This is a genomic window from Roseivirga echinicomitans, assembly GCF_001592935.1.
In the GTDB taxonomy this organism is placed as follows: domain Bacteria; phylum Bacteroidota; class Bacteroidia; order Cytophagales; family Cyclobacteriaceae; genus Roseivirga; species Roseivirga echinicomitans.
The window spans coordinates 26,719-44,826 of sequence record NZ_LRDB01000052.1 but is presented as its reverse complement, the minus strand read 5'-3'; the positions used below and the strand labels follow the sequence as shown (position 1 = coordinate 44,826).

Here is an 18,108-nt window from a genome sequence, read left to right as displayed (position 1 = left end):
ACGGTTATACGAACCGTTGGCTGTAATCTAAAAAACGAAATCTATGAATGAAATTATACAATGGATAAAAGATAATTCAACAGCTATTATTGCTGGTATAATATCATCTGGTATTGTTTTGCTTTTGCAAGTCTTTATAGGTTCTATTATAAATTCAATAACATATTTACTTACGAATAGACTTACTTTATCTCGATTATATGGAATCAAAGATGGAGATTCTGCCTATATCGCTTCTGGAGAAATCCCAGTCACACAACCTCAAGGAAATAACACTACGATTCTTCAAGGACCAGATTCGACAGCAGCTAATTTTTTAGTCGGGACACTACAAGAGTTATACAAAGATTCAAGTATAAGACATATTTATACTGGAGCTTCAACTAAAATTCAACCTATTCACGAAAATATTTTTACAGTTGGAGGACCAAAATATAACAGTACTACAAAACATTTTATGAAATATTTACCTGATGAAGTTGACTTTGACCAAAATGGAATATTAAAAGTATTTGGAGAAAGTTTTCAAAAGGATAGTACAAATCAAGAAGATTACGGATTATTAGCAAAAATCAAAAGCCCATATATGCACGATAAATATATTTATATTTTGGCTGGTTGTGGCACATATGGTGTACTTGCAGCTTCTTATCTTATTTCTAATCAGAGATATTTCCCAAAACTAAAGTTGGAATTGGCTAAAGAGTTAGGCCTTTTCAATAGAATTAAGAAAATGGAATACGTTGCAGTTGTAAAATGTGACACAAATAATAATGAAACTGGAAAACCAAAGCTTGTTTTAGTTAAAAAAATATCGGAATGAATAAATTAATAACAAAAGACAATCATCAAATTTCTTTTTTGGAAAATGAAATATCAGATAATGAAACTGTTTTAATAATGGCTCACGGTATTACTGTGAATAAAGATGAAAATGGTTTTTTTGTTGAACTTGAAAAAAAGTATAACGCTGAAGATTTTAGTACTATTAGATTTGATTTTCGTGGTCACGGAGATTCGCCCATTAAAGATATTGATTGTACAATTACAGGAATGATAGAAGACTTGTATACTGTTATCAACTACGCAAAAAACAAATACAAAAAAGTAAATTTATTGGCTACAAGCTTTGGATGCAGTATATCATTATTATTACTTAAACACTTTAAAAAAAACAAACTAAATAAGATTGTTTTTGTAAACCCAGTTATTAGTTATAAAACAACCTTTACTGATACAGATTTACCTTGGGGAAATTCATTTTTCCCTCAAAAAGGTATTGAAAGTGCAATAGATTCAGCACCAATCTTAATCGGAAGAAGAAAGTTTAAAACAGGTTCAAAAATGATTTCAGAATTGTTCTATTACGAACCAGAAAAAGTCAAAATAAAAGAGATTCCATTATCGCTTCATCACGGAACTAATGACACAATGGTTTCTTATAAAAGTTGTTCAGATTACTATGAAAGTTGTAAAAGTGGTAAAATACAAATGACTGCTTACAACGCTTCACACGGAATAACGGAAGAACGTGAAAAACTATATATCAACATTGATAAATTCTTAATTGATGCTTAATTCAATTATTCATCCTTCAAGTATTATATCAAATAACGTAACTATTGGAAACGGTGTATATATTGGACCTAATTGTACAATAGGTTTCCCCAACTATAATACAAAAAATGAAGAACTTTTAAACGTTGACAACTCTTTAAATAAAGTTGTTATTTCTGATAATTGTAAAATTATGGGGAATGCTGTAATATGCCAAGGTTCTTTGATTGGAGAAAATAACAGAATTGATTATCATTCATACATTGGAGAAAATGTGAAAACTGGAAGAAACGTTGATGTTAAATATGGTAGTCGTATATATGCCAATGTTAAAGTTGGCGATAATACTTCTATTTCATCATTTGTAGCGAAAAACTGTATAATTGGAAATAACTGTATTATACAGGGGAATATTTTTCACTTGTTTAAAGATGTTGTCTATGGAGAAGACGAACCTGCACCAATAATTAAAGATTTTGTTTTTATTGGTATGAATGCAGTTGTTATAGGTAGTATAACAGTTGCTGAATACTCATACATTGGAGCATCTGCTGTAATTAAAAAAGATACGCTACCTAATAAACTTTATATTGGAAATCCAGCTAAAGAAATTGGAAAAGCACCAAGTCCTTACAAAAAAAGACCATTTGAATAAAAGACTACAGCCAACAATGTATAAAAATAATAGCGGTTTAATCACTAAAACGAAAGTAAGTAAATATAAAAAAGGTCTTTGTTTAACCGAGAAGTTAGTGTGTGTAAATCCGCTACTATTCTTATACTAGACCGTTGTAGCAAGTAAAAGATAATCATGAATTCCGAACAGATTAAAGAACGAACAAGACCCTTAGTCAACAGAGTGTCTCCTGTGTCTGAGGGGTCATTAGATCTGATAAGTGATTTGATTTTAGTTGAATTTTATGAAAAAGGAGATGTGTTTATTGATAGAGGGAAAAAGAATAACAAGGAATACTTTGTTTACGAAGGTGTCTGCCGGAGCTTTTTGCTAAGCCCGGAAGGTGAGGAAGTAACTATATCTTATTTTCTTGAAGGCAGTGTACTTTCTCCCAATAAAACGAGAACAGCTAACCAAAAATCTCACCTCAACTTTCAAGCGCTTACAGAGCTGACCGTAGCCAGTTTAAACGCTGACAAGTTTGAGCAGCTAATGATAAATCACATTGACATCCGCGAGTTTGGAAATATGGTTTTACAATATGAACTCCTTGCAAAAGTTGAAAAAGAAATTGCATTGGCCTCGCTGAACGCTAAAGAAAGGCTCATTCTTTTTAGAGAAAAATATCACTTTCTGGAAAATCTAATCTCACATGTTGACATTGCCTCCTATCTGGGAATTACAAATATTTCCCTAAGCAGGCTCCGTAAAGAACTCATGAAGTAAGATGTCATCCTTTAACAAATGTTAATGGATTCGAAATCAACATCATCAATCTTTGTAGTGAACTTAAAAACAAAGAAAGATGAAGAATTCATCAAGTACCCAAACACAAGGATTCTCTGTAGATAAAATTAATCCACTTTATTATCTCGCAATTGGAATGGTTACCATGGCCCTTACTCACATGACATTTAGTATTGAAGTCATGGCTTGGGTTTCAAGTGTTCCATTTCTAATTTATCTAAGTCACACACAAGGTTGGAAGTCAAGGTTAACTTTTTTTCTCGCTTTAGTTTTGGCTTGGTCCTTCGTTGTAACCAAGATTATTAGCGATCCAATTCCATTGGTGTTGGTCTTTCTCTACTCGATCCCAATTAGTTTGTTTCACCTGCCGGGATACTTGGTCTGGAGTAAGTTTAAAAATCAAAAATTCGCGTTGTTTCTATTTCCTGTCATCATGGTTATTATGGAATGGATTCAATACACCTTTACCCCTCTTGCCAGTTGGGGAGTAGTTGCATATACCATGCACGACAATGTATCGCTTACTCAAACGGTGTCTTTGTTTGGTATGGCCGGTCTAAGCTTTCTGATTTATTGGGTTAATGTCTCAATTGCCAACATCATAATCAAACGAAAAATCTCTATTCCAACATTTCAGCTGCCGTTATTTGTGCTGTTACTTTTTATTTTTTTTGGCTCCATCCGATACGACATGAGCAAAGCCAATGGTATTGACACTGTTACTGTTGCGGCAGTTGGAACAGACTCGGAGGCAAGTGGTTTACCATTACCAACTAAGGAAAGAACTGAACAAACAAGAACGGCATTATTTAAACGAACCAGAACTGCAGCGGAAGGTGGTGCTAAAATAATATCATGGAACGAAGCTGCTATATTTATAATGCCTGAAGATGAGAAGGAATGGATAAACTCCATCAAGGAACTAGCTTCTGAACTCAATATCACTTTGGTCGCTTCTTATGTGTCACCCATTTCACAATCTCCCTTGAGGTATGAGAACAAGTACCAGTTTATCGATTCATCAGGAAACATTACGCTTACATACCTCAAGCATCAACCCGTACCAGGAGAACCAGCTGTGCAGGGAAAGTCGCCTTTAAAAGTTACTGATGTGAAAGGAACAAAAGTCGGAGCCGCAATTTGCTATGATTATGATTTTCCGTATCTGGCAAAGGGGTATGGTGAATTAGGGGCAGATATGGTTATTCTTCCGTCAAGTGATTGGAGAGGCATTGACCCTGTTCATACAGAAATGGCAGCCTTTAGAGCTGTTGAGCAAGGTCACTCGGTGCTGCGTTCAACGCGTTTTGGACTCTCTGCAGCAATTACACCATACGGTGAAATGGTCTCACAAATGAGCAGTTTTGACGATAATGATAAAATCATGTATTCACAACTACCTACCAAAGGTGTCATTACATTATTCTCAGTTATTCAAGATAGCTTCGTCTACCTGTGTATTGGATTCTTACTGTCGTTCATGGCTATTGCGTCTCAATCAAAAAACAAATCAAACCCAACAACAAAAGATGATTGATTTGAATAGAACTATATTAGTATTACTTGCTACAACATAGGCTATGATAATGGGGTGAGTTTACAGAACCGTTTTAACGGTTTATAATTTAAGAATTCAACAGTAGCCCTACAATTAGAAAGAAGCGAGTTTTTAGGTCACAATTCAAGCCCAACAACTGACCCCGAAGCCTCAGGGTATACACATATTACTCATAAGGGCTTGGAAAAAAATCACCTTTAGACAAATTAGACCTTCAATAAACTTCCTTATAGCGACTGATTTGGATGCTATAAGGAAGTTTTGATAAATTACATGATATATATGCGTCACAAACGTGGCGTAAACATAACGTTGTAGCCAACTAAAGGAAAAATCATTAAAAATTAAATGTCAGTTCGTAGAAGATGATAAGGTATAGTAGAAAATGAGCAACAACCTACCTATATCATCATCCAATAAGTCCATTGTGGTTCTCCCTTTTGTTAATATGAGTGCCGACCCAGAGAACGAATACTTCAGCGATGGCATTACCGAAGAAATTATCAATGCTCTAACCACCGTGAAAGGCTTGAAAGTCATTGCCCGCACATCCTCTTTTGCATTTAAGAATAAAAATATAGATGTACGAACCATTGGTGATCAATTAGGGGTGAGTACTGTTTTGGAAGGGAGCGTCAGAAAAGTCAATAACAAAGTTCGTATTACAGCACAGTTAATCAATACCAATGATGGGACTCACTTCTGGTCAAAAAATTTTGATCGGGAGATGGAGGATATTTTCGCCTTACAAGATGAAATAAGTTTGCGAATAGCTGACCAGATTCGAGAAAATTTTGGTCACATCAACATTCAAGAACATTTAATTGAAGCACCAACTAAAAATATAGAGGCCTATGACCTTTATCTTAAAGGTCGTTATCAGCATTTAATGTGGGATGGACAAGGAATGGTAAATTCAATAGCGCTCTATGAACAATGTGTAACAACAGACCCCTCATTTGCTTTACCTTACTTTGGTTTGGTCTATAGTTATGCCATGTATGGATCATGGACAAATAACAAAGGATTATTACAGTTGTCAGAAGAGAATCTTAGCAAAGGTTTTAAGCTTGATAAACAATCCTATACAGGGTATTTTGGTAAAGCGACATTACTTTTTTGGGGTCAATGGGATTTCATCAATGGGCATAATTTTTTTCAAAAAGCAATAGAACTTAATCCATCCTATACGGAAGCAGAAGAAGGTTTATGTGAATTGTACACAGCAATAGGGTATTTCGAAAAAGCACTATGGCATGCCGATAATATTTTAAAAATAAACCCTCTGTCTCCAAATCATTATTTCACCAAAGCGAATATTTATTATTTAAAAGAGGACTATACAAAAGCACTGGAATGTATAGAGACCTCATTGAGCATCAACCCAAGTTTTACACATCCCATTGCACTAAAACAACTGTGTTTAATTCTAACAAAAGATTACGAAAAACTAAATGACTTCTTAGATAAAACCCCTTTGGCGGAAAGACCAGAAGAATGCCGAGTATTATACAAATTGGTAAATCCGGAAGATAAAATCCATGTTGATATCAGCAGGGTTACCTCAATGATTAAAAAAGAGATTGGGGAAGCGCTTTTTCCCTGGCAACTGTTTTTGACGGTCCATTTGGGGAAGCACGAAATGGCGTTGGACTTTTTGGAAGAAAACATCAAAATGCGTACTGGTCAAATCATAAATTTCATGAATATTCCGCTGCTTAAACCATTACACCGATATAAGCGATTTCAAGATTTAGTTCAAGCTGTTTTCCGAGAAGAACTATTGCCATCTAATTCCGAAAAACAAATACGAATTGCCCCTCCCAAAGCCTTAATGTCAGAGGCTGAAATCGACATGGCTTTAGAAATTTTTGAAAAGGGAATGAAGGAAGAAAAGTGGTTTCAAAACCCATCCTTATCTTTACGCGAGCTAGCCGAAAACGTGAATATTAGCAGCAACAAGCTTTCCTGGTTACTGAACGAACGAATCGGCCAAAACTTCAATGAATACATCAATAGTTTGCGTTTAGAGGCCTTCAAAGAGCTTGCCCTAAACCCAGCTAATAGCCACTTTACCCTCTTAGCACTAGCCTATGAAAGCGGTTTTAATTCTAAAACGGTATTCAATGCCTTCTTTAAAAAAATCGAAGGGATGACACCGAAAGCTTGGTTGAAATCTAAGCAAATTTAAGCCTGTTATAAAAGTCCCAAATCTTACCATTAAGTCCTGAATTACATTTCAGAACGATTCACTTTGCTTTCCAGCCCACCTTTGAATTATCAATCCGGTCAAAATGTAAATATACATTGGATGATATTTCCTTCTCTTATGCTAAACAGTCTAACAGTAAGCGAAAGTACTTTGTGAAAAGCAATTTAATTCAAACAACATTAAAAATTAAGGTCATGAAAAATCTATTAATCATTCTTTTATTCTTCAGCACATTTGGTGCTTTTGCTCAAACACAATCACAAGAAGAAGGAAAAGAAAAAACTGAAGTAACCCATAAGTGGAGGGTAAGCACACCTTTTTTTATTCTTACAGATCCTCTTGGAGGAGGGTGGAATGATCGGACAAGTACACAAATGATAGAGCTTCACGTAAAGCGTAATCTGGATAATAAGAATATCATAGGATTGAAGCTTGCCACCTGGCGATTGTTTCAACCCATGGGCATCCAATGGTGGGATGGCCTTTTGGATAAGTTAGATACAGAAAGTGAATTCTATCCAGGACATGTGCGAGAAAGAGGAATAGGATTTACATACCAACGTATGTTATGGAAAGGACTATTCGCAGCTGTTGAAGTGTTACCACAATTTCAAACCTACATGGATCTAGATGGTAACAAAATCGGGAATGATTTTAAGCTCTATAATTCATATCATGTCGGTTATCATATCGCATTTGGTAAGAAAAAACGTTTTTTTATTGAGCCTCAAATTCATGTTAACCACTGGATGTTTGACAACAATGCTCCCGAAGCATTTAAGGTAATAGACGATAAGTGGAAAAACTACTTTCTTTTTGAGCCTAACATTTACTTAGGGGTGAATTTTTAAGTTATAGTCTGACAAGTCAAATCAATTGCTTTTCACATAATTATTAAAAATGAAAAACTTATTAATTTTTGTATTTACGTTTTGTACGCTTCTCTGTTATGGTCAAAATGAGACCAACCACATTGAAAGAAAAGGATTTGTCATTGGTTTTGGAATTGGCGGTGGTGCTATCAGTATATCTGACAGCGATCAAGCAATGCCTTTTGATGAAGCTCAAGCAGGCGGCAGTTTTCCTAATTTGAAAGTGGGTTGGATGGTCAATGATCGTCTAGCCATTCTAGGCATGTATGCTGGAATGGGCTACGCATACGAAGACAATGACCGAAGTTTTGATGCATTTATGCCCTCTGTTCAATATTGGGTAAAAGACCGTTGGTGGGTCAATGCTGGTGCAGGTCTAGCTATGGATTTTCCAGCAATCTATGAAGACAACATTAAAAATGAAGATTGGAATTTTGGTGGAGCAGTTGCCCTTAGTACAGGGTATGAATTAGTGCAAAAGAAACGCTTTGCTTTAGACCTTCAAACGCAACTGCAGTTGGGATGGACAAATTTGAGCAATAACAAAGATCGAGACGTTGTGATACTCTCCTTTGGAGTCGGATTTAATTGGTATTAAAAACGGATGTCTTGAAACGTTTATATAGGAGTAAATTTTTAAGCTATAGTCTGACAAGTCAATATTCACAGTTCTTGGGTTCTCAGACAATAAGTAAAAAACAACAAATAGCATGTCCAGCAAAAAGGAAGGGTATGAAATAACACAGGGACTTAACCAATCTACTGTCGCAGGTTCTCAGATTTATCTGCCTTTGGCAGAACCTGCCACCACTATTCACCAAAGGCTCAGTCCTTGGGATAACAAAGCTTATCTCCAACATTTATGTTTTAGCCCCTTCCTCGGAAGCCTCGGAGTAAGGGTAGGAAAACAGGCAGATGCTACTGAAATGGTTAAAACCATTACCCCACTAGCAAACGGATCCTGAAACGAGTTCAGGATGACTGTTAAAACATAGCCCACGGTTTAAACCGTGGGCTATGATAAAGGGATGAATTGATAGAACCGTTTTAACGGTTTATATTGGTAATTATAAAAGAAACACCATGTCACATTCCTTCAATAAAATATGGGTTCATACCATTTGGGCAACTAAAGAAAGGGCTCCGCTCCTAAAGGATAACATAGAGCAAAAGGTTTATCAATTTATTTCTACTCAACTGCGAGAACAAGGCTGCCCAGTTAGAATTATCAATGGTATGCCAGACCATATTCATTGTCTATTTCTTCTAAACCCACAAAAATCAATAACTGAAGTCATCAAACAATTAAAAGGGAGTTCCTCTCATTTCGTTAATCAGAATAACCTGATGTCTGAGAAATTTTCTTGGCAAACTGGTTATGCCTCCTATTCCGTATCGGAATCGATAGTGGAAAAGGTTTTTCTATACATAAAAAACCAAAAAGAACACCACCAAAAGAAATCATTTCAACAGGAATATGATGAATTCTTGAGTAAAAACGGATTGAATACCGACTGTTTTAGTACACATAACAAAGCCCACGGTTTAAACCGTGGGCTTTGTTATTCTATACATTACTGAGACCGTTTTAACGGTCTACATAAGCACTATTAATAATTACCGAAGAACACCGCATTAAACAATAGCCTGTTGGTGCCGTACCACATGCCACGGAAATTCGGATTATCTACAAACATGACCACATTGCCCCTACCCATTCCGGTAGCAATCAATGAGGCTGTTCCGCCAATATCTTTCAAATTCGCTTTGTTTACATAACCACTCAACAGCGGGTTTTCAGTGTATTTTACCACCGTATTGGTTGGGCTTGAGCTCGGCTGAATTAAAGTAGTATGGTTTCTATATACTGGTAATTCACGGCTTGTATATCCAAAGCCAATCGGATGGCTAATGTCAATGTCCGTCATGTACATTGAACCACCCACAGAACGGGCACCGAAGAAGTCACGTGAAGTCACATAATCCATACGGTCAGGCGTTACTTGTTCGCTACGTGCAGCATATTTTTCATTCACCCATTTTGCGCCAATGGCCCAACTGGTCGCTCCTTTAATGGTAATCAGTGTTCCGCCTTCTCTTACCCAAAGCTTAATTCTATCCAGCGTGCTTTCGCCCAAAGAATTATAAGACCCAGAAACCAGAATCAATGTGTTATAATCGCTCCAGCTAATTCTTCCAGCATTGTTCATGTCCACTTTCGTGATAGGCATTCCTACTTTAGAATCGAACAAATGCCAAACCTCACCCGCTTCTGCACTATTGGTGTTTCCGCCAATCAGCATAATCGCTTTTGGCTTTCTTACCGTGGTAAAGCTTCCGCTTCCTAAGTCTACTCCAGAAGTACTAAAACCAGTTTTCACACTTTGCGCACGAATACCAGCAATTTCGGTGGCTTCTTCTACATAGGCATGTACCAAATCGGCATCCATTTCCTGACGGGAAACTGGAATCATTAAAGTGCCATAGCCATATTCCTTTACGCCTTCGTTCGTTTCGATAGAGAAAGGCTTACTGCCATAATTCACATAAACGCCCTTTTCCAAAAGGTAATTCAAAGCCTTTGGCGCATAGTATTCATTCCATTCAATCAGGTAAGCATAATTGGTTTTTGGAACTCTAGCGTACGTGCCTTTCAGGTCTGTTCTCGCTAATTCTTTTCCCGACAAATCTTGTTTCCCTTTCCATTCGGCATAAGGCATATTGTAGGTTAAAGCAGCCGTCCAAGAAGAAGCATCATAAAAAATACTGTCATAGAATGTCGTTACCTGCTCAAACATGGTTCGTACCATTCTGTATTGCTTTTGCGCATTAGGCACATAGAATGCTTTGCCCGCTTTATAGTTTTTTCCATTCAGTTCGATGTCATCATTCAAAGCCACCGTTTTGATTCTGTGTCTCAACAACAAATCAATGAAAGCTTGATTTCTTCCATCATCCGCAGGATCACCAAAAACCCATCCTTTTACTGGGTTCCTACTTCCTTCTTCTAAGGCAGAATCGAAATACTTTTCCATGTGCTTTAAGAGTACTTCACGTTCTCCTACCGAAGCACGCACTGTGGCCAAACTAGAGGTCACGTGGTTTTTTATTGTAAAAGCAAAACCCACTTTTCCTGTTGGAGAATCTTGCACATGTCCTCTTGAACTGGCTTGTTCAAACACCAAACCGAGCGCTCCGTGAATATCTGGGTAAGTTGAACCATAACCAGGGTAACTATTGTCGTACTGTTCTTTGGTGAAATATAAAGAACCAATCTCGTCCAAAGCTTCATGGAAATAACCAGCGAACAAGTTGTTCAAGCCATCATAATTATCTCTCGGCACCACTGGGTTTTCAGAACCAAAAGGTTTTGTGGGTTCGAAAAAGTAAGTAGAGTTCGTTCCCATTTCGTGAAAATCGGTCACCACATTCGGATACCATTTATGATAGAAGTCGATTCTCGCTTGACTTTCTACATGCGCCAATGGCAACCAGTCACGGTTTAAGTCATACCAATAGTGATTGGTTCTACCGCGTGGCCAAGCTTCATTGTGCTCCACATCAATGGGGTCAGACACCATAGGGTCGCCTAAATAGGAATTGGCCCAAGTAGTATGGCGATCTCGCCCATCGGGGTTAAAAGCCGGGTCTACCATTAACACCGCATCTTTTACGGCAGCCCTTACTTCGGCAGACTGACCCGCTACATAGTAATAAGCCGTCAGCAGGGCGGCTTCTGAACTGGAAGGTTCATTTCCATGCACATTATACCCCAAAAGCACCACAGACTTCATGTTCGAATAATCGTCAATGCTTTGATTTGGGTCCGTAAGCTTCAGATGTTCTTTCCTAATACTTTCTAAGTTCCTATGATTTTCAGGAGACGTGATGGTCAATACCACCAACTGTCTGTGTTCATAAGTTTCTCCTATGGTATCAAGTGTAGCACGATCCGAAAGCCGTGCGAGTTCACGCATATAACCTACAATCGCATCGTGACGCGTATGCAAAGACCCAATTGGGTACCCTAAATATTTCTCAGGGGTTGGGATTTTCGGATCGAAACGAGCACCTTCTGCAAAAAAGTAATCGTTTTGAGCATTAAGGTTCAGCAGGCCAAATAAAAGAATAATGGCAGTAAATAGACTTCTGTACTTCATGGTTGAATATTTTTTTTCTCTTCAAATGTGAGTAAGTTAGAATAATACTATTCAAACTTTCTCATTTAGGTTTGCTCCTTTTTGCGAACTTTACTTCCCGAAAATATAACACCAAGTTAAAATCAAAGCATGAAAATCTCAGGTCATATTTTAGATGTAAGAAACAGAAGGTTGTTCAAAGGCATCCTGCACATCAAAGATAACAGAATAGAAAGAATTGAGCCATCAGATACTGTGGACGGTCAATTCATTATGCCTGGGTTTATCGATTCGCACGTCCATGTAGAAAGCTCGATGTTAGTTCCTTCCGAATTTGCCCGACTTGCGGTAGTGCATGGAACTGTGGCTACCGTGTCTGATCCCCATGAAATCGGCAATGTTCTGGGTGTGAAAGGCGTGGAATACATGATTGAAAATGGGAAACAGGTAAACTTCAAATTCAATTATGGAGCGCCATCTTGCGTACCTGCCACAACTTTCGAAACCGCAGGAGCCGAAATAACCCCTGATGAAGTTCGATACCTGCTCGAAAAAAATGAAATAAAATATTTAGCCGAAATGATGAACTGGCCAGGCGTGCTTTTTAACGACCCTGTGGTTTATGAAAAAATAAACATCGCCAAATCACTAGGTAAACCTATAGACGGTCATGCCCCTGGTTTAAGAGGAGAAAAGGCAGAAGCCTATGTAAAAGCAGGCATGTCAACCGATCATGAATGCTTCACCAAAGAAGAAGCCCTCGACAAGCTAAAGCATGGAATGAAGATTGCCATCAGAGAAGGCAGCGCAGCAAAGAATTTCGAAGCGTTAATAGATCTCCTAAATGACCACCCTGAAATGATCATGTTTTGTTCCGATGACAAGCACCCCGACAACTTGGTGGAAGGCCACATTAACTTACTGGTAAAAAGGGCGCTTGCGAAAGGTCATGAGTTATTCAATGTACTTCAAGCGGCATGCATTAACCCCATAGATCATTACAGCTTGGAAGTAGGAAGCCTCAGGGTTGGAGATGCTGCAGACTTTATCATCATTGACAACCCGAGCAATTTCAAAGTTTTGGCCACCTATATTAATGGTGAAAAAGTAGCCGAAAAGGGTAAGACATTAATTCCAAGAGTCAATAACGACATCATCAATAATTTCAACTGCCACCCGATTGTTGAATCGCAAATTCAAATCAAAAATGAAGGAGGAAAAGTAAATGTCATTGAAGCTCTGGACGGACAATTGGTCACCAACTGTATTCAAGCAGAAGCCGCCACCGACCAAAACGGGAATATAGTATCGAATACAGAAAGTGATGTGTTAAAGATGGTAGTGGTAAACCGCTATCAGCCAGCAAAACCAGCCATAGCATTTATCAGAAACTTTGGTTTAAAAGAAGGCGCCATTGCCTCTAGTGTGGGGCACGATTCGCACAACATTATTGCCGTAGGCGTTACTGACGCAGACATTGTAAAGGCGGTAAACCTAATTATTGAGGCAAAGGGTGGTGTTAGTGCCGTTTCTGAAAAAGAAGAAGCATTAGTGCCATTACCCGTAGCAGGCATCATGAGTGCAGAAGATGGTTATAAAGTAGCCGAGGCCTATTCGGCAATTGATAAGATCTCCAAACAAATGGGAAGTAAACTAAATTCACCGTTTATGAGTTTGTCTTTTATGGCATTATTAGTGATACCATCATTAAAGCTTAGCGACTTAGGTTTGTTCGATGGAGATAGTTTTAAGTTCAAACCATTATTTGTTAAGTATTCGTAACAATTTAATAACGAGCCTAGGTTATCGCCATTTTTAATTGCGTTAATTTTGGCTCATTAAAATGACAATTATGAAAAAGTTAATATTCTGTCTTCTTCTAGGGCTCTTTGCTTTTCCAGGTTTAGCACAAAACCCGGAAATAATCTATCCTGATGACCCTAAAATGGCGGGAAAAGCAAAAGAAAAATTCGCTATGTCTTTGGACGACATGTCCCTAGAAAGATATAGAGAAGCTGCCAATTCATTGGCCTGGTTACTAAAAAATGCACCAGACCTTTACGAAGGCCTATACATCAATAGCTACAAAGCTTACGAAGGAATAGCTGAAAAAGAAACTGATCCAGCCAAAAAGAGAGTATATCTAGACTCCATGTTTACAGTATACAAGTTGAAAGACGAAAGGTTTCCACTTAGCGATACAGAGATTAACAATGTGGCTTACAGGTATTACAAATACCATAAAGATGATGCCGACAAATACGATGAGGCCTTAAAAGCCTTTGCTAGAGCATATGAAAACCCTGATGAGGTGATCAATAACAATTTGGTTGCCTATATGGATATTGTTAGACGAAGCCATATAAAAAAGAAGAACATTACGGAAGATCAGGTTTTGGATATTCATTCTAAAATAACCGAAATCATTGAAAAGAGAATTGCAGAAGGTCAGGATGAACCCAAATTCGAGCAGTACAAAACAATAGTAGATCAGGCACTCACTTCTATTATTGATGTAAATTGTGACTTCATACAGCAAAAACTTTATCCCCAACTCAAAGAAAATCCAACCAATGTGAAATTGGCTAAAAGGATATTTCAACTATCACTTACTGCTAAATGTTCTGACTCTAAATTCTTTATGGAAGCCGTTGAGGTAGTACACAACGCTGAACCCACAGCCGGACTTGCAGGCATAATTGGACGTAAGAAGCTAATTAGTGAACAGTATCCAGAGGCTATAAAGTACTTACAAGAAGCCGTCAGTTTAGAGCAAGACAAAGCAAAAAAAGCAGAAACAACCCTTTCTCTAGCCAAAGCATACGCCTTGTCTGGCGAAAAAGGGAAAGCTAGAAACGAAGCTATAAAAGCTGCTGAGCTTGATAAAAGCGTAACTGAAGGTGCTTACAATCTAGTTGCTACACTTTATATGGGTAGTTTTGAAGATTGTAAACAAAACGTAAGTCAAGTTTCAGATAGGGCCGTTTTCTTTGCTGCATATGATGCCTATAAAAAGGCTGGGAATGCAAAAGGAATGGAAAGTGCCAAGGCTCAATTTCCTACAAAAACTGAGGTTTTTGAACAAAACTTAGAAGAAGGCGCTTCCATTAAAGTAGGTTGCTGGATTAATGTTACTTCAACAATTAGAACTAGACCCATAGAATAATGACCATAAAAGATGATGCGGAACAGCTAATCAAAGACCTCCGCAATAAAATTGATGAACTTATAGAAAAAGCTAAGGACGCTTCAGGAGATGTTCGTGAAGAAATGGAAGACACCATTGAAAAACTCAAAAAGCAACGCGACAAGCTTGAAGATAAGATGGACGACTTTCGGATTAAGAATGAACCGAAGATAGAAGAAGCTAAACATCATTTAAAAAATGCTTTAGACGAAATAAGTAAAGCCTTCGAGAAAATGTTTAGAAAAGGTCCGAGTGCCGAAGAAAAGAAGGATTGAGTTATTACAATTTACTGAATTTAGGAGCCAGCCATATCTTAGCGCTGGCTTTTCATTTAACACCTAACCATGAAATAGGTTAATAAAAAACATTACGTTTTTCTATATTACATTCAACTCTGATTAAATTATAATGTAACACCACTAAGCAACACACATTACTTTTACCATACTACCCAAAAAACATCAATGCAAACCCCGACCAACAAACCCTCCAAAGACCGTAGCGAGTTATTCGTTGAGCAGTCTCCTTCGGCAATTGCCATGTTTGATCGTGAGGTACGTTACTTGGCCGCCTCTCAACAATGGTTGAAAGACTATGATTTGGAAGGGTTGGACATCATTGGGAAAAGTCATTATGATGTTTTCAAAAACATCAGTCAAGAATGGAAAAAAATTCACCAAGAATGTCTAAAGGGTGCCATTAAAAAGAAACAAGAAGATTCCTTCTTGACCAACGATGGATCTCTGCAATGGATAACCTGGGATGTTAGACCATGGTATACAGAAAAAAATGAGATTGGGGGTATTCTTATGTATACAGCGGACATCACTACGATTAAAAAGAAAGAGCACCTGTTAACAAGATATCAAGACCTGCTTGAGAAAACCAATGAAGTAGCGAGTATAGGTACTTGGGAGATTGACCTCAAGAAAATGTCTGTCACATGGAGCCCAGTAACCAGAGCAATCCATGAAGCGGAGGAAGGTTTTGAGCCAAATATCGAAACTGGAATTAATTTTTACAAAGAAGGAGAAAGCCGAGATACTATTTCAAAATATTTTCAAGCATGTATAGACGAAAAGGAGACCTTTGACTTAGAGCTTCAGATTGTTACTGCAAAAGGCAACCATAAATGGATCCGTACAGTCGGAATTCCTGAAATTGAAAATAACAAAGTAGTTAGCGTATATGGTGTTTTTCAAGATATTGACGAAAAAACCAAAGCCAATAAACTTCTAGCCCTTCAAGAAGAACAGTTTCGCCAAACATTTGAGTTTGCAGCCAACGGAATGGCATTAGTAGGCCTTAAGGGGGAGTGGCTACAAGTAAATAAAAGCCTCAGCCTGATTATTGGTTATACCAAAAGTGAGTTCGCAAGACTAACCTTTGCCGACATAACACACCCTGAAGATTTAGAGAAAGACTACAATTTGCTAAACCAACTTACAAGAGGTGAAATTGATAGTTATCAAATGGAGAAAAGATATTTCCATAAGAAAGGCCACATTATTTGGGTGCTGCTTTCTGTCTCCATGGTGAAAAACAACTTAGGGTTACCAAGCCACTATGTTGCCCAAATCAATAATATAACGGAAAGGAAGCAAGCGCAATTTCAATTGCAAGAGAGTATAAGCAAGCTCCAAGGAATACAGGATGCCAGTACTCAAGTGAGTATTATTGAAACCAACTTAAACGGAGTGATAAAATCATTCAACCGTGGAGCAGAAAACCTACTAGGATATTCGGCAAGTGAAATGGTCGATCAGACAACACCTGAAATTATTCATTTAGCAAGTGAGGTTGAGGAGCGAGGTAAAGAACTATCTAAAGCTTATGACAAAGATATCCAAGGTCTACAGACTTTGATTTATCAGGCCTCAATAGGGCTTTACGAAACAAGAGAGTGGACTTACATCCGCAAAGACGGTTCCACCTTCCCGGTCCAACTCACAGTAACTGCCATAAAAGATGCGAAGGGTGAAGTAAAAGGCTATTTGGGTGTAGCCACTGATATTTCAAGTTTAAAAAGAGTGGAAGAGGAGGTTAAATCTCTACTTGATGTTACCCAAGAGCAGAACGAACGCCTTCTTAATTTCGCTCATATAGTTTCACATAATTTAAGATCTCATTCTGGCAATCTTTCCATGCTCACGGAATTAATGAAAATGGAAGTACCTGAAGCTACTCAAAACCCATTCTTCCCCTTATTAACCGAGGCTTCTAACAACTTAAAAGAAACCATACAGCACCTTAATGAGGTGGTTGCTATGAGTACCAAGACCAACGACAATTTACTTTTATTAAACCTTCTAGAGTATATAAAAAAGGCACAAGTCAATCTGCATGCCTCAATTGTAGAGAGTGAAACCCAAATAGAAAACAACGTATCATCTTCAATTTTTGTACAGGCAATTCCTGCCTATTTGGAAAGTATTTTTCTTAACTTGATCTCCAATGCGATCAAGTACCGATCATCGGATCGACCCAACCGAATTACCATTGACGTAGAAACCAAAAAACAATTTGTTGTTATTAAGTTTACCGATAACGGCATAGGTATGAACATGAAACTGCATGGCCGTAAACTATTTGGCATGTATAAGACATTTCATGGCAATGAAGATGCAAGAGGAATTGGCTTGTTTATTACTAAAAATCAAATTGAAGCAATGAATGGGAAAATAGAAGTTGAAAGCGAACTCAATAAAGGAACAACCTTTAAAGTATATTTGAAATTATGAAGAAGATTGACATAGCATGCATCATAGATGATGACCCAATTTTTGTTTTTGGAGCAAAACGAATGATGGAATTGGCCGACTTCTGTAATGGTTTTATGGTGTTTCAGGATGGCAGAAAAGCACTAGATGGACTGTCCGCCATAGTTGCCTCAGGAAACAATTTGCCCGAACTTATTTTGCTGGACCTGAATATGCCAGTAATGGATGGATGGCAGTTTCTAGATGAGTTTACCAAGATAAAAACCGACAAAAAAATCACCTTATACATTGTCAGCTCTTCCATTGATAGTGAAGATTTCAATAAGGCTGAAACCTATAAAGTAGTTAGTAATTACATTGTAAAACCCATTACAATGGATGCCCTAAAAGGTATACTTGAGGATTTTTAACTCAAGTATACCTTTTCATTTACCTCCTAC

General features: G+C 37.7%; 16 protein-coding genes. 15 read left to right on the top strand and 1 reads right to left on the bottom strand.

Annotation, left to right across the window (positions count from 1 at the left end; all coding sequences use genetic code 11):
* Nucleotides 1-43: 43 nt before the first annotated feature.
* The 10 genes from AWN68_RS18420 (at nucleotide 44) to tnpA (ending at nucleotide 9,203) form a co-directional block, all read left to right on the top strand.
* The gene (locus tag AWN68_RS18420; protein ID WP_068419202.1) at nucleotides 44-823 is read left to right on the top strand and encodes a hypothetical protein; all 780 of its coding nucleotides are present in this window, start codon (nucleotides 44-46) and stop codon (nucleotides 821-823) included.
* A complete protein-coding gene (locus AWN68_RS18415) occupies nucleotides 820-1,578 on the top strand; it encodes an alpha/beta hydrolase (protein ID WP_068419199.1) in 759 nt (252 codons plus the stop codon). The genes AWN68_RS18420 and AWN68_RS18415 overlap by 4 nt, the downstream gene beginning before the upstream one ends.
* The gene (locus AWN68_RS18410; RefSeq protein WP_068419198.1) at nucleotides 1,571-2,212 is read left to right on the top strand and encodes an LbetaH domain-containing protein; all 642 of its coding nucleotides are present in this window, start codon (nucleotides 1,571-1,573) and stop codon (nucleotides 2,210-2,212) included. The genes AWN68_RS18415 and AWN68_RS18410 overlap by 8 nt, the downstream gene beginning before the upstream one ends.
* Nucleotides 2,213-2,368: 156 nt before the next feature.
* On the top strand, nucleotides 2,369-2,959 hold the full coding sequence (locus AWN68_RS18405) for a Crp/Fnr family transcriptional regulator (protein WP_068419195.1): 591 nt from the start codon (nucleotides 2,369-2,371) through the stop codon (nucleotides 2,957-2,959).
* Nucleotides 2,960-3,038: 79 nt separating this feature from the next.
* Complete coding sequence (locus AWN68_RS18400; protein ID WP_084362936.1) at nucleotides 3,039-4,517, top strand: nitrilase-related carbon-nitrogen hydrolase; 1,479 nt, start codon at nucleotides 3,039-3,041, stop codon at nucleotides 4,515-4,517.
* Nucleotides 4,518-5,058: 541 nt separating this feature from the next.
* Complete coding sequence (locus AWN68_RS18395) at nucleotides 5,059-6,729, top strand: helix-turn-helix domain-containing protein (protein WP_245658035.1); 1,671 nt, start codon at nucleotides 5,059-5,061, stop codon at nucleotides 6,727-6,729.
* 215 nt (nucleotides 6,730-6,944) lie between these two features.
* Nucleotides 6,945-7,601 (top strand): hypothetical protein, encoded by a 657-nt coding sequence (locus AWN68_RS18390; protein ID WP_068419205.1) that lies wholly within the window; start codon nucleotides 6,945-6,947, stop codon nucleotides 7,599-7,601.
* Nucleotides 7,602-7,650: 49 nt separating this feature from the next.
* Nucleotides 7,651-8,220: a hypothetical protein gene (locus tag AWN68_RS18385; protein WP_068419193.1), complete on the top strand. Its 570-nt coding sequence runs from the start codon at nucleotides 7,651-7,653 to the stop codon at nucleotides 8,218-8,220.
* 112 nt (nucleotides 8,221-8,332) lie between these two features.
* A complete protein-coding gene (locus AWN68_RS18380; protein ID WP_068419190.1) occupies nucleotides 8,333-8,587 on the top strand; it encodes a hypothetical protein in 255 nt (84 codons plus the stop codon).
* A 118-nt stretch (nucleotides 8,588-8,705) separates the two neighbouring features.
* Nucleotides 8,706-9,203, top strand: coding sequence for an IS200/IS605 family transposase (tnpA, locus tag AWN68_RS18375; protein WP_245658034.1), 498 nt, complete (start codon nucleotides 8,706-8,708; stop codon nucleotides 9,201-9,203).
* Between the two features lie 29 nt (nucleotides 9,204-9,232).
* Here the strand turns inward: tnpA and AWN68_RS18370 are convergent, their stop codons facing one another.
* Nucleotides 9,233-11,782 (bottom strand): M14 family zinc carboxypeptidase, encoded by a 2,550-nt coding sequence (locus AWN68_RS18370; RefSeq protein WP_068419187.1) that lies wholly within the window; start codon nucleotides 11,780-11,782, stop codon nucleotides 9,233-9,235.
* A 129-nt stretch (nucleotides 11,783-11,911) separates the two neighbouring features.
* Here AWN68_RS18370 and ade point away from each other — a divergent pair, with 129 nt between their 5' ends.
* From ade to AWN68_RS18345, 5 genes are all read left to right on the top strand, one after another.
* Complete coding sequence (gene ade, locus AWN68_RS18365; RefSeq protein WP_068419184.1) at nucleotides 11,912-13,543, top strand: adenine deaminase; 1,632 nt, start codon at nucleotides 11,912-11,914, stop codon at nucleotides 13,541-13,543.
* A 70-nt stretch (nucleotides 13,544-13,613) separates the two neighbouring features.
* On the top strand, nucleotides 13,614-14,927 hold the full coding sequence (locus tag AWN68_RS18360; RefSeq protein WP_068419181.1) for a hypothetical protein: 1,314 nt from the start codon (nucleotides 13,614-13,616) through the stop codon (nucleotides 14,925-14,927).
* Entirely contained in the window at nucleotides 14,927-15,223 is a 297-nt protein-coding gene (locus tag AWN68_RS18355; protein WP_068419178.1) for a sll1863 family stress response protein, read from the top strand. The genes AWN68_RS18360 and AWN68_RS18355 overlap by 1 nt, the downstream gene beginning before the upstream one ends.
* 189 nt (nucleotides 15,224-15,412) lie before the next feature.
* Nucleotides 15,413-17,689, top strand: a complete 2,277-nt coding sequence (locus AWN68_RS18350) for a PAS domain-containing sensor histidine kinase (RefSeq protein ID WP_068419176.1) — start codon at nucleotides 15,413-15,415, stop codon at nucleotides 17,687-17,689.
* Nucleotides 17,686-18,078: a response regulator gene (locus tag AWN68_RS18345; RefSeq protein ID WP_068419173.1), complete on the top strand. Its 393-nt coding sequence runs from the start codon at nucleotides 17,686-17,688 to the stop codon at nucleotides 18,076-18,078. The genes AWN68_RS18350 and AWN68_RS18345 overlap by 4 nt, the downstream gene beginning before the upstream one ends.
* The last annotated feature ends 30 nt before the right edge of the window (nucleotides 18,079-18,108 follow it).

Coding starts and splice junctions, on each gene's coding strand:
- AWN68_RS18405 (WP_068419195.1), top strand. CDS start 2,369: ATGAATTCCGAACAGATTAAAGAACGAACAAGACCCTTAGTCAACAGA.
- AWN68_RS18400 (WP_084362936.1), top strand. CDS start 3,039: ATGAAGAATTCATCAAGTACCCAAACACAAGGATTCTCTGTAGATAAA.
- AWN68_RS18415 (WP_068419199.1), top strand. CDS start 820: ATGAATAAATTAATAACAAAAGACAATCATCAAATTTCTTTTTTGGAA.
- AWN68_RS18345 (WP_068419173.1), top strand. CDS start 17,686: ATGAAGAAGATTGACATAGCATGCATCATAGATGATGACCCAATTTTT.
- AWN68_RS18380 (WP_068419190.1), top strand. CDS start 8,333: ATGTCCAGCAAAAAGGAAGGGTATGAAATAACACAGGGACTTAACCAA.
- AWN68_RS18390 (WP_068419205.1), top strand. CDS start 6,945: ATGAAAAATCTATTAATCATTCTTTTATTCTTCAGCACATTTGGTGCT.
- AWN68_RS18350 (WP_068419176.1), top strand. CDS start 15,413: ATGCAAACCCCGACCAACAAACCCTCCAAAGACCGTAGCGAGTTATTC.
- tnpA (WP_245658034.1), top strand. CDS start 8,706: ATGTCACATTCCTTCAATAAAATATGGGTTCATACCATTTGGGCAACT.
- AWN68_RS18385 (WP_068419193.1), top strand. CDS start 7,651: ATGAAAAACTTATTAATTTTTGTATTTACGTTTTGTACGCTTCTCTGT.
- AWN68_RS18370 (WP_068419187.1), bottom strand. CDS start 11,782: ATGAAGTACAGAAGTCTATTTACTGCCATTATTCTTTTATTTGGCCTG.
- AWN68_RS18410 (WP_068419198.1), top strand. CDS start 1,571: ATGCTTAATTCAATTATTCATCCTTCAAGTATTATATCAAATAACGTA.
- ade (WP_068419184.1), top strand. CDS start 11,912: ATGAAAATCTCAGGTCATATTTTAGATGTAAGAAACAGAAGGTTGTTC.
- AWN68_RS18360 (WP_068419181.1), top strand. CDS start 13,614: ATGAAAAAGTTAATATTCTGTCTTCTTCTAGGGCTCTTTGCTTTTCCA.
- AWN68_RS18420 (WP_068419202.1), top strand. CDS start 44: ATGAATGAAATTATACAATGGATAAAAGATAATTCAACAGCTATTATT.
- AWN68_RS18355 (WP_068419178.1), top strand. CDS start 14,927: ATGACCATAAAAGATGATGCGGAACAGCTAATCAAAGACCTCCGCAAT.